Raw genomic sequence first — 12,419 nt, forward strand, 5'->3', positions numbered from 1 at the left:
ATTTATTTTTGAAAATGATTCTAATTGTAGATGATGCTCCTGAGAATATCATATCTTTGAAAAAGGTACTCGAGAAAAATGATTTTGAGGTTGATACCGCATCTTCAGGCGAGGAAGCATTAAAAAAAATTCTAAAAAAATCCTACGTCCTAATCATTCTGGACGTTCAAATGCCTGGAATGGATGGCTTTGAAGTAGCGGAAGCCATTTCCGGTTACAGCCGAGCCAAAGAAACTGCTATCATATTTCTTTCTGCAGCGAGCGCAAATCTAAATTTAATTACTAAAGGATACTCTTCCGGTGGTCTCGATTACATCAGCAAGCCGGTGGACATCAATATTCTTTTGCTTAAAGTGAAAACTTTTTATCGGATTTATGAGCAAAGCCGCGCACTGAACGAAATGCAAACCGCACTTCGCGAAGAGATCGAATTTCGGAAAGAAGCCGAAAGAAAAAAAGACGAATTCATCAGTATCGCAAGTCACGAACTGAAAACACCGATGACGAGTATCAAAGGATACATTCAACTTTTGGAAAGAAGCTTGGACAAAAACGACATCGAAACAGTGCGAACCCGACTTCATAAAGTCCAGAATCAAGTAGAAAAACTCCATTTATTGATCGCAGATTTGCTTGATATTTCGAAAATTGAAAGCGGAAAACTGAAATTCAACAAGAAATATTTCGAATTCGAAGGTTTGGTTTCTCACATTGCTGAAATCATGCAGCAATCGAATCCTCAGGTTAAAATCATTATAAAAAACAAAGTTGAAGCCCAAATCTATGCAGACGAAATGCGGATCGAACAAGTGATCATCAACTTCATGACCAATGCTATTAAATATGCGCCTGATTCTGAAGAAATCCACATCAGTTCAGAACTGAAAGGGAACAATCTTTGCTTCTCGGTGAAGGATTTTGGAATCGGAATGTCGCCGGAACATCAACAAAAAATATTTGATAAATTTTACCGAATCGAAGAAACATCAGCACGTTTCCAAGGTTTGGGAATCGGCTTATATATTTGCCAGGAAATTATCGAGCGACACAACGGAATCATCGGAGTCAACAGCGTTCTTGGTGAAGGTTCGGAGTTTCATTTCACAATTCCCCTAAATCCTGAAAAGGAAGAAATTAAAATTGAAAACAATGAGTTTTAAAAAAAATCTATTTTTCGGACTTGGATTATCACTTTTGCTGTTATTTATAAGTTCACTCGCGTCGTACATCAGCATCCATAACCTCATCGAAAGCTCTGAAATGGTTCGAAGCAGCAATCGGGTGATCAAAAATCTAGACAATACCCTTTCTCTGCTTAAAGACGCCGAAACTGGTCAAAGAGGATATCTTTTGACAGACAAAGAACAGTTCCTGAATCCTTATCTTGAAGCTAGAAAAAATATTGAAGTACAAATCGATAAAGTTTCTAAGCAGATTTCTACAACGCCCACTCAAAAAGGTAATTTTGAAAACCTTAAGAAATATACCTATTTGCGTTTGCAGATTCTGGACATTAATCTGAAGAGCAAAACCACGAAAAATTATATTGATCCAAAATTCTTGGATCTAGGTAAACAATATATGGATAATGTTCGGGCAACAGTGCTCAAAATGCAAGAAGAGGAACAAATCGTTCTTGCATCCCGAACCGAAACCATGAAGAAGTTTGCTTCATACACGCCAATTCTCATTGTCCTTTCCGCGCTGCTCGCGATTTCCATTACCTTGTTTTTCTTCAGAAAAGTATCTAATGACTTCAGCGAAAAAACAAGACTTACCGAGGAATTAGAACAAAAAAATGAAGAAACGCAAAACCGCCTGATTGCCATAGAAAATGTTGCAGCAAAAATTTCTGCGGGCAATTATGATATTATTTCGGATTCCTTTGCAGTACAAAACCTTGGAAACGTAGCAGTACCATTAAATAAAATGGCGCAGTCCCTTCAATCTTCATTTAATGCACTTCAGGAAAGAGAATGGCTTAGCACTTCAATTGCGCAACTTAACGAGAAAATGATGGGCGACAAAAGCATTGAAAAACTCGCCTCTGACATTCTGAATCAGCTTACCGAAAGTACAGAAAGTTCTGTAGCTGCTATTTATCTTCAAGGTGAGGATAACCGTTTGCATCTTGCAGGAAGTTACGCTTTGGCAGATCAGCACTGTAAAAAACAATTGCAAATTGGTGAAGGAATTGCCGGGGAAGCTTTCCGTTCCGAAAAACACATTGTGGTTCAAGATATTCCTGATGACAACCTCACAATAAGTTTTGCAACCGGAAATACCAAACCGAAAAACATCGTAGCAGTACCTATTACGCGCTATAATCTTCCGCTTGGTGTGATTGAATTGGGAGCGATGCACAACTATTTCCCTCATCAACTTGAGTTTTTGGATGCAGTTGCCGCCAATATCGGTCTTGCTTTTTTCAGCGCCCAAAGCAGAATTAAAATGCAGGAACTTTTGGAAGAAACTCAAGCGCAATCCGAAGAATTACAAACGCAACATTCTGAACTTGAGAATATTAACGCAGAATTAGAAGCGCAATCGCAAAAACTTCTTGCTTCCGAAGAAGAACTTCGGGTGCAACAAGAAGAATTGATGCAAAGCAACCAAGAACTCGAGGAAAGAACGAGTCTTTTGGAAGAAAAAAATATGCTTATTGAGCAGCATAATATTGAAATTCAACAAAAATCCATCGAACTGGAACAAAGCACCAAATACAAATCGGAGTTTCTCGCCAATATGTCTCACGAGTTGCGCACACCGCTCAATTCGATTTTATTGCTTTCAAAATTAATGACAGAAAGCGATGATCTCGACGAACAATATGTGGAATACGCTGAAGTGATGCAGAGCTCCGGACAAGGACTCCTAACGCTGATTGATGAAATTCTCGACCTTTCGAAAATTGAATCGGGGAAAATGACTTTGGAAATACAAGAAGTTCCTTTAGAAGAAATTGCTACCGATATGAAAATGATGTTCGGAGCGATTGCTAAAGAAAAAAATCTTGCTTTAAACATCGAAACACTGCCGGAAACTACTCCACTATTGCAAACCGACAAGCTTCGACTAGAGCAAATCCTGAAAAATTTACTTTCAAACGCCATCAAATTTACCTCCGAAGGAAGCATTAGTTTAAAAATTTCTAATGACGAATCGAAAGAAAAAATAGTTTTCAAAGTAATCGATACCGGAATCGGAATCGCCAAAGACAAACTGCGAATGGTGTTTGAAGCCTTTCAGCAAGCCGATGGATCTACACAAAGAAAATATGGAGGAACCGGACTTGGTCTATCCATCAGCCGTGAATTAGCAAGACTCCTCGGTGGTGAAATTTTACTAAAAAGTACCGAAGGAGAAGGTAGCGAATTTACTTTAGTCGTTCCAATAAAAACGGTTGAAAACCAAGAAATGACCATCGTAGAAGAACCAAAAGTTCTTCTAACACCTCCGGAAACTGAAAAAAAACAAGAAAACAATCAACCTGAAAGGTTTGTAACACAAAAAATCCCGCAGCCAATTGAGGATGATCGCGATAACATCGAGGAAGGCGATAAAGTAATTCTAATTATTGAAGACGATACCGCTTTTGCAAAAATTCTCCGTGATTTCTCCCGAACCAAAAACTACAAAGTGGTGGTAGCTGTTCAAGGTGATCTGGGTTTAGAAATGGCGCAACATTACAAGCCACTCGCTATTTTGCTCGACATTCAACTTCCAGTGATGGACGGTTGGCAAGTAATGGAAGCTCTGAAATCGAATCCGCAAACCAAACCAATTCCTGTACACATCATGTCTTCCATGAAATTCAAACAGGAAAGTCTTCTTCGCGGTGCGGTAGATTTCATCAACAAACCTTTTGCTTTAGAACAAATGCAGGAAATTTTCATTAAACTTGAAAATGCACTGAACCGTTCACCAAAAAAAGTGCTGATTGTAGAAGAAAACGAGCAACATGCGAAAGCTTTAAGTTACTTTTTGGAAGCTAATAATATTACCACCGATGTTGCTACCAATGTTTCCGACAGCATCGAATCTCTTCACAACAAAGAAATCGACTGCGTGATCCTCGACATGGGAGTTCCAGATCGTTCTGCCTACGAAACTCTCGAAACCATTAAACAAAATAAAGGTTTGGAACAATTGCCAATCATTGTATTTACCGGGAAAAACCTTTCAAAAGGCGAAGAAAACCGCATCAAAAAATACGCAGATTCTATCGTGGTGAAAACCGCCTATTCTTACCAAAGAATCCTGGATGAAGCGGGACTTTTCCTTCATTTAGTTGAAGAAAAACATAAGAAAAAACAAGATCCCAATTCCGGCTACCAAAGCGAAGGCGAATTGAGAAACATTTTAAAAGACAAAACCGTTTTGATCGCCGATGATGATGTGAGAAATATTTTCTCGCTCACCAAAGTTCTCGAAATGCACGGTATGAAAGTACTTCCCGCGATGGACGGAAAAGAAGCGCTGAAAACCTTACACGAGAATCCAAGTATCGACGTAGTTTTAATGGATATGATGATGCCAGAAATGGACGGCTACGAAAGCATCCGCGAGATTAGATCATCATACAAATTCAAAAATTTGCCTGTTTTGGCAGTCACTTCCAAAGCGATGATGGGCGACCGTGAAAAATGCATCGCAGCGGGCGCTTCCGATTATATTTCGAAACCGGTCGATGTTGATCAGCTGGTTTCTTTGCTAAGAGTTTGGCTTTATGATAAAATTTAAAAAAACTGAGAATGAATAGCAGTAAAAAAATCCTCATCATCGATGATGACAGCAAAAATATCTTCGCGCTGAACGCTGTTTTAAAGGCCCGAAAATACCAATGCATTTCCGCACTCAGTGCCAAAGAAGGTTTGCAACTCCTCGCCGGAAACGATTCAATCGGAGTGGTTTTGATGGATATGATGATGCCAGAAATGGACGGTTATGAAGCCATTATGAAAATGAAAACCGATGAAGATTTGAAGAAAATCCCCGTAATCGCCGTCACAGCACAAGCGATGACCGGTGATCGAGAAAAATGCATGAACGCAGGAGCCGATGGATATTTATCGAAACCTGTGAATGTGGACGAATTGGTGAAAATGCTCAATCATTTAATTAATTAAAAAAAGTGAACTCCGAACGCAGCGACGAATATCTAGAAACCCTCCTCGGCGATATCCTGGAAGTCTATGGCTATGATTTCACGGGCTATTCTCGTGCATCGCTCAAGCGGCGAATTGTGCGGCTTTATCAGTTGGATCATTTTGTGAGTTTCGCTGAATTTCGCTACAAAATAAGAACAGAACCTGGGTATTTTAAAAGATTTCTGGAAGAAGTAACGATCAATGTAACGGAAATGTTCCGAGATCCTTCTTTTTATAAGACATTACGGACCGAAATTCTTCCAAAACTTGGCACTTATCCGTTCATCAGAATTTGGGTGGCCGGTTGCAGTACAGGCGAAGAAGCTTATTCCATTGCGATTTTCTTGCAAGAACTTAACTTGTTGCACAAATCTTTGATTTATGCCACCGACATCAACAGTGCAGTGCTAGAAAATGCTGCTCAAGCGATGATTCCTTTAAGTAAAATAAAATTGTACACCGAAAATTATATCGCGGCAGGTGGTAGCGAACAATTCTCCGATTATTATACCGCTAATTATTCCCTCGGAAAATTGAAAGATGAATTGAAATCAAAAATTATTTTTTCTACCCACAATTTGGTGACGGATAATTCTTTTAATGAATTTCAATTAATTCTTTGTCGCAATGTGATTATCTATTTCGACAGGCCATTGCAAAATACGGTTTTTGAACTTTTCGATAATAGTTTGGAGAAGCGTGGTTATTTGGCACTGGGAACAAAAGAAACTTTGGATTTTTCATCAATTTCTAGAAATTATGAAAGATTAAATGGAGAAAAAATTTGGCGTAAAATACATTAAAAATGGAAAATTGCAGCGCTTTAATCATTGGCGGATCAGCAGGAAGCATCGAGGTTTTACTGAAGGTATTGCCCGGACTTGATTCTTTTCTGGATTTCCCAATTGTCATTGTATTGCATAGAAAATCCGGGAAAGACAATATCCTGACCGATATTTTATCCACCAAAACACAACTGCGGGTAAAAGAACTTGAAGAAAAAGAAAAAATAAAACCTGCCACTATTTATCTTGCACCTCCGAATTATCACGCATTAATCGAGGCTGATCAAACTTTTTCACTCGATGCTTCCGAGAAAGTGAATTTCTCACGACCTTCCATCGATGTTACTTTTGAAAGTGCTGCGGAAGTTTTTAAAAACAATCTTGTCAGTTTATTGCTTTCCGGAGCCAATAACGATGGCACAGAAGGACTAAAAAAAGTAAAAAATAAAGGTGGAAAAGTGATCATTCAAAACCCCAATTCGGCCATTGTAAGGTATATGCCCGAATTCGCAATAGAACACGTAAACCCCGATGCAGTCTTGAACGATTCAGAAATGGCTGCATATATAAATAAGCTCTCAAAAAAATGAATCCTACCACAGCAAAAAAAATATTTATTTTCGATGATAATCTGGAAATTCTGGAACTGTGCACCGAAATTCTGGAAGATTTGGGCTGCGAAGTGAAAACATCACCCACAACGACCAACGTAGAACAACAAGTGTTGGATTATATGCCGGACCTTATTTTCATGGATAATTGGCTCCCCGATATCAGCGGAATTGAAGCTACAAAACTGCTAAAATCGAATGAAACTTTAAAAAAAATACCGGTACTTTATTTCTCTGCAAACAGCAATATCGATGCTTTGGCTCGAGAAGCCGGCGCTGATGATTATCTCGCAAAACCATTCGATATCGACCAATTCGAAGAGGTCATAAAAAAATATGTCAGTGCATAATGCCCTTCAAAATTATCACTAATAACCACCACGATGACCATTAAAAATAATACTCCCGAAAAAACAAGACTGCACCTTCGCAACAAAAACCGCGAACCTTATGATTTGGAAGCTTTAATAAAAGCAGTTCCTGAACTTGGGCAACATATTAAACCCAATAAATACGGTACCGAATCGGTAGATTTTGCCAAACCCGAAGCTGTAAAATTGCTCAATCAAGCGTTGCTTAACCACTATTACGGGATCAAAAACTGGGATTTCCCTGATGAAAATCTCTGTCCGCCAATTCCAGGAAGAGCAGATTACATTCATTATATCGCCGACCTTTTGGCACAAACCAACTTCGGAAATTTACCCGAAGGAAATAAAATTAAAGCATTAGACATCGGCGTTGGAGCCAATTGCATTTACCCAATCATCGGTGTGACCGAATATGGCTGGAATTTTATCGGTTCTGACATCGACCCGAAATCCGTAGAAACTGCTAAAAGAATTGTAGAAGCCAATGAAAATTTAACCGGCAAAATCGAGATTAAATTACAAGAAAATCCCGATGCTTTTTTTGATGGAATTATCGCTGAAAACGAACGTGTAGACCTCACTTTCTGTAATCCTCCGTTTCATTCCTCAACCGAAGAAGCCGAAAAAGGAACTCAAAGAAAAATAAAAAACCTTACCGGAAAAAAATCCCAAAAACCCACGCTCAATTTCGCCGGAATCAGTAATGAATTGATTTATGAAGGTGGTGAAGCCGCTTTTATCCATAAATTGATTCGCGAAAGCAAAAATTTTGGAGAAAATGTATTTTGGTTTTCCACTTTGGTTTCCAAACAAAGCAATTTGAAAGGCATTTACAAACTATTGAACGATATGGAAATTGTTCAAATAAAAACCATTCCGATGGGAACCGGCAACAAAAGCACCCGAATTATCGCTTGGAGTTACCTTCCGAAAGCCAAACAACAAGAATGGCGCGAACAAAGGTGGATTAGTAAAAACAAATAACTTCAATTGGTTTTTGTAGAATTCATCGGTTAAAACGTCATTAAATTTATTTAATCTTTTAACTTTTTAAAATTAAATTTTAAGGATTAAAAATTATCGGAGTCAAGCAAAAAATGGAGGAAAACGAGCGCAAAAAATGGAAAATATGTCCGGAATGTTTAGGACTTGGCAAAAAAAAGCGAAGAGTTCGAAAAAGTGTGCGACTTCGTTATATTTCTGCTTTAGAAACCTATGAAAAGTCCGGAAAACAAGGAAAACCACCAGTTTTGCCGATTCCGCATGTGTATTCTTGCCCGGAATGTTCAGGTTCCGGTTTGATTTCTTCTGAAGAATTTCCCATTCCCGATTTCGAAAAATTTCCGCATGTATCGATTATTGGTGGCGGAATTGGCGGCGTTGCACTTGCTGTAGCTTGTTTGCATCGTGGAATTCCTTTTACCCTTTTTGAGCGGGATTTAAGCTTTGATTCTCGTTCGCAAGGTTACGGACTTACTTTACAGCAAGCGAGTAAAGCGATTGAAGGATTTGGAGTTTTTACTTTAAAAAAATCTGTGGTTTCGACTCGACATTTGGTTCATCAACCCGACGGAAAAGTGGTTGGCGAATGGGGAATGCGAAAATGGCTCGAAAACGGAACTCAAAAATCAACCAGAAAAACCAATGTTCATATTGCCCGACAAGCTTTGCGCGCAGCACTTTTGGAACAACTCGATGATGAAAATAATATCGTTTGGAATCACCGACTTTTAAACATTAAAAAAAATGAAGATGGAAAATTGGAATTGCAGTTTCAAAATGGTGAAATACTAAAAACCATTCACACCGATTTGGTTGTAGGAGCAGATGGAATCCGCAGTACGGTGAGAAATTTAGTGGCTAATGAAGAAAAATTTCCTTTAAGATATTTGAATTGTTTGGTCATTCTCGGGATTTGTCCGCTGAATTCGTTGAAAAATCGAGAAAGTGATTTACTGGATTCCGCAACGGTTTTTCAAACAGCAAATGGCCACGAAAGAATTTACATGATGCCCTACGATTCGGAAACGGTGATGTGGCAACTCAGTTTTCCGATGGAGGAAGAAGAAGCGAAAATTTTGAGTGCAAAAGGCTCAGTCGCTTTGAAGGAAGAAGCCATTCGCAGAACTCCGTGGCATTCTCCAATTCCGGAAATTTTATCGGCAACTCCGGAAGTTTTTGTTTCAGGTTATCCGGTTTATGACCGCGAATTATTAACCTCAGAATTTTTAGAAAACGCCGGAAACATCACCTTAATCGGCGACGCGGCGCATCCGATGAGTCCATTTAAAGGTCAAGGCGCGAATCAGGCGTTATTGGATGCATTATCATTGGCTCGGGAAATTTTCAAAAATTGTAATTCCACTTCCGATTGGCGAAAAAGCGGAATTCGGGAAACGGTTTTAACAAAATTTGAATCTGAAATGTTGGAACGCAGCTCAATAAAAGTCGCAGATTCCGCAGCGGCAGCAGAATTCCTACATTCTGAAATTGCTTTGTACGAAGGCAATGAACCGAGAGGAAGAGTTTTGAAAAGAAAAAAAGATCACGGAAATTAATCCGCCATCACTTCGCCCGACTTTCTATAAATAAAATTTCCGTAGATGTGTCTTCTCGCAAAACGGCTCGGCGAATCGGAATTCACCATTTTGATGTAGGTATTTCTTGGAACGCCGATGTATTCATACATTTTCCCGTTAAAATGCTGAACTTTCAAAATAGATTTCTCCAAATAAAAATCCTGAATAATCGATTGTGTAATGGTTTCCGTGTATTCTTCTTTATATTTTTCCTGAGTTTCCGAGTTGATGCTCACCAAAAAATGATAGGCTTCAATCACCGATTTGCTTTTTTCTTCGGCATCTAATTTTCCGGCTTCGTCGTTCACAAATTTATCGGGATGTGCGTCCTTCATGGTGTTTCTGTACACTGTTTTGAGTTCTTTCAATGTTGCAGATTTATCAACTCCTAACAATTTTCGGTACTCGCCAATTTTTTTCATACTTGTATTTCTATTTTCGGGGTGCAAAATTAGGCATTTAAATTTTAATAAAAACAATAAAGTATTCTGATAATGAGAAAATTAATCTATTCTTCATGAATTCACGCATCTCTGCCCAAACCACACCCAACTTCCACACAAAAATCTTATCTTTGCTACTCAAAAATTTTTAAGAAAATGAATTCCTTTATTGAAGAACTGAAATGGCGCGGCCTTTTTTCCGACATGATGCCCGGAACCGAAGAACAACTGAACAAAGAGATCACCACCGCATATATCGGTTTTGATCCAACTGCAGATTCTTTGCACATCGGAAGTCTTATTCAGATCAAAATTCTGGCTCATTTTCAACAACACGGACACAAACCTATCGCATTGGTAGGCGGCGCAACCGGAATGATTGGCGATCCTTCGGGAAAATCCAATGAGAGAAATCTTTTGGATGAAGCGACTTTAAACCACTATGTAGATTGCCTAAAAAACCAACTTTCGAAATTCTTGAAATTCGACGGCAATGAAGCCAACAAAGCCGAATTGGTGAACAATTACGATTGGATGAAGGAATTTTCTTTCCTAGAATTCATTCGTGATATCGGGAAAAACATCACCGTAAATTACATGATGGCGAAAGAATCGGTAAAAAAGAGAATTACCGGCGAAGGAGGTGCGGAAGGAATGAGTTTCACCGAATTTACTTACCAACTTTTGCAAGGTTACGATTTCCTGCATTTGTACCGTGAAAAAAACGTGAAATTGCAAATGGGCGGTTCTGATCAATGGGGAAATATCACCACCGGAACAGAATTGATCCGAAGAAAAGCGCAAGGAGAGGCGTTTGCTTTAACAGTTCCATTAATCACCAAATCCGACGGTTCCAAATTCGGAAAATCGGAAAGTGGCGAGAATTATTGGCTCGATCCAAAGAAAACTTCACCTTACAAATTTTACCAATTTTGGGTAAATGCAACCGACGAAGATGCGGAAAGATTCATTAAATTTTATACTTTTTTAAGCAAAGAAGAAATCGAAAACTTAATTGCTGAACACAAAACCGCTCCACACGAACGAAAACTTCAGAAAAAACTCGCTGAGGAAGTGACAGTTTGGGTTCACAATCGTGAAGAATTTGAGAAAGCAGTGAAAGCTTCAGAAATTCTTTTCGGAAAATCGACCGCGGAAGATTTAGTAAATCTGGATGAAGCAACTTTCTTGGAAGTTTTTGAAGGCGTTCCACAAAAAGAAATTGCGAAAAATGAAGTTTTAGGAAGCAACGTAATCGATTTGATTTCGGAGCAAACAGGTTTCTTAAAATCAAAAGGAGAAGCGAGAAGAGAGCTACAAAGCAACGCAATTTCCATCAACAAAGAAAAAGTAAACGATAGTTTTTCAGTTTCAGAAAAAGACCTCATCGACGGAAAATTCCTCTTGCTGCAGAAAGGCAAGAAAAATTATTTCATCGTAAAAACAATATAACCAGAAAGAAAATCCGGAATATAAATCCGGATTTTTTTTCTTAACAATTTCAACTTCGGGTTAATCCCCACAATTTTTATATTTTAATTTTTTATTCCTTTTTTAATGGTTATTCTTATTTTTATCGCAGTTCTATGGTATTCAGGGCTGTTTTTCCAGACTTTTTTCCTTCACCGGTACGCAGCGCATCAAACCTACAAGATGTCGCGATTCGGCGAAAAATTATGTTATGTACTGACTTGGATTACCCAAGGTTCCAACTACCTTTCCGCTTACGGTTATGGAGTAATGCACCGCATGCATCATGCTTATGCCGACACCGAAAAAGATCCTCATTCACCAAAATATGATCACAATCTTTTCACGATGATGTGGCGCACCAAATCGATTTACCAACAAATCAACCAGCAAAAGGTAAAAATCGAGGAAAAATTCACCAAAAACGTTCCTCAATGGGAAGGTTTCGACAAGTTTGCAAGTTCGTGGGGTTCAAGAATTGGTTGGGCAATTGGTTACACTGCATTTTTCTATTTTTTCGCGACCGCTTGGTGGCAATGGATTTTGCTTCCGGTTGCGTACATGATGGCTCCAATTCATGGCGTGATTATCAATTGGTTCGGACATATTTACGGATATGTAAATTTTAAAGTTTCAGATACTTCCAAAAACCTCTTTCATTTCGATTGGTTGATGATGGGTGAAGGTTACCATAACAATCACCACAAACATGGCGGAAGAGCCAATTTCGGTGGCGTAAGATGGCACGAAATCGATGTCACCTATTACATCATGATTCTTTTGGATAAAATGAAACTCATCCAACTGAAACCAGTAGCAAAAGTTACGAGAGAATTATAAATTGATCGGGTTGCAAAAACCCCAGTTTCCTAAAAATCTAAATCCTGAATTTCTTGTTCAGGATTTTTTTTGGCTTTAATTTCAATCCAGAAATTCAAACTAAAAATTCCATTAAGTCTTTTTTCAAAACTTAAAATTTAGAATAAATCTGGAGCTCATTTGGAAGCAAA

Annotated in this window: 11 protein-coding genes; 10 read left to right on the forward strand and 1 reads right to left on the reverse strand. The window is 38.6% G+C overall.

Translation table 11 applies throughout. The annotated features are described in order from the left end of the window. Positions 1–14: 14 nt before the first annotated feature. From NOV28_RS05855 to NOV28_RS05890, 8 genes are all read left to right on the forward strand, one after another. Positions 15–1,160 carry a hybrid sensor histidine kinase/response regulator gene (locus NOV28_RS05855; RefSeq protein WP_255928529.1) on the forward strand — a complete coding sequence of 382 codons (1,146 nt, stop codon included), beginning with the start codon at positions 15–17 and terminating at the stop codon, positions 1,158–1,160. Further along, positions 1,150–4,743 (forward strand): response regulator, encoded by a 3,594-nt coding sequence (locus tag NOV28_RS05860; protein WP_255928531.1) that lies wholly within the window; start codon positions 1,150–1,152, stop codon positions 4,741–4,743. Before NOV28_RS05855 ends, NOV28_RS05860 begins: the two co-directional genes overlap by 11 nt. Positions 4,744–4,754: 11 nt before the next feature. After that, positions 4,755–5,129, forward strand: a complete 375-nt coding sequence (locus NOV28_RS05865) for a response regulator (RefSeq protein ID WP_255928533.1) — start codon at positions 4,755–4,757, stop codon at positions 5,127–5,129. A 5-nt stretch (positions 5,130–5,134) separates the two neighbouring features. Then, on the forward strand, positions 5,135–5,953 hold the full coding sequence (locus tag NOV28_RS05870) for a CheR family methyltransferase (protein WP_255928535.1): 819 nt from the start codon (positions 5,135–5,137) through the stop codon (positions 5,951–5,953). 2 nt (positions 5,954–5,955) lie between these two features. Further along, positions 5,956–6,525, forward strand: a complete 570-nt coding sequence (locus NOV28_RS05875; RefSeq protein ID WP_255928537.1) for a chemotaxis protein CheB — start codon at positions 5,956–5,958, stop codon at positions 6,523–6,525. Further along, the gene (locus NOV28_RS05880) at positions 6,522–6,896 is read left to right on the forward strand and encodes a response regulator (RefSeq protein ID WP_255928539.1); all 375 of its coding nucleotides are present in this window, start codon (positions 6,522–6,524) and stop codon (positions 6,894–6,896) included. The genes NOV28_RS05875 and NOV28_RS05880 overlap by 4 nt, the downstream gene beginning before the upstream one ends. A 33-nt stretch (positions 6,897–6,929) precedes the next feature. Continuing rightward, positions 6,930–7,901 carry a 23S rRNA (adenine(1618)-N(6))-methyltransferase RlmF gene (rlmF, locus tag NOV28_RS05885; RefSeq protein WP_255928541.1) on the forward strand — a complete coding sequence of 324 codons (972 nt, stop codon included), beginning with the start codon at positions 6,930–6,932 and terminating at the stop codon, positions 7,899–7,901. A gap of 113 nt (positions 7,902–8,014) precedes the next feature. Next, complete coding sequence (locus tag NOV28_RS05890) at positions 8,015–9,475, forward strand: FAD-dependent oxidoreductase (RefSeq protein WP_255928543.1); 1,461 nt, start codon at positions 8,015–8,017, stop codon at positions 9,473–9,475. Here NOV28_RS05890 and NOV28_RS05895 read toward each other — a convergent pair. Continuing rightward, a complete protein-coding gene (locus tag NOV28_RS05895; protein WP_255928545.1) occupies positions 9,472–9,918 on the reverse strand; it encodes a KTSC domain-containing protein in 447 nt (148 codons plus the stop codon). The two genes, NOV28_RS05890 and NOV28_RS05895, sit on opposite strands and share 4 nt — an antisense overlap. 177 nt (positions 9,919–10,095) lie before the next feature. Here NOV28_RS05895 and tyrS point away from each other — a divergent pair, with 177 nt between their 5' ends. Both tyrS and NOV28_RS05905 read left to right on the forward strand, forming a co-directional pair. Further along, positions 10,096–11,391 carry a tyrosine--tRNA ligase gene (gene tyrS / locus NOV28_RS05900; protein ID WP_255928547.1) on the forward strand — a complete coding sequence of 432 codons (1,296 nt, stop codon included), beginning with the start codon at positions 10,096–10,098 and terminating at the stop codon, positions 11,389–11,391. Between the two features lie 105 nt (positions 11,392–11,496). Next, a complete protein-coding gene (locus tag NOV28_RS05905) occupies positions 11,497–12,249 on the forward strand; it encodes an acyl-CoA desaturase (protein WP_255928549.1) in 753 nt (250 codons plus the stop codon). Positions 12,250–12,419: the final 170 nt, after the last annotated feature.

The organism is Kaistella montana, from assembly GCF_024436175.1.
GTDB lineage: Bacteria > Bacteroidota > Bacteroidia > Flavobacteriales > Weeksellaceae > Kaistella > Kaistella montana.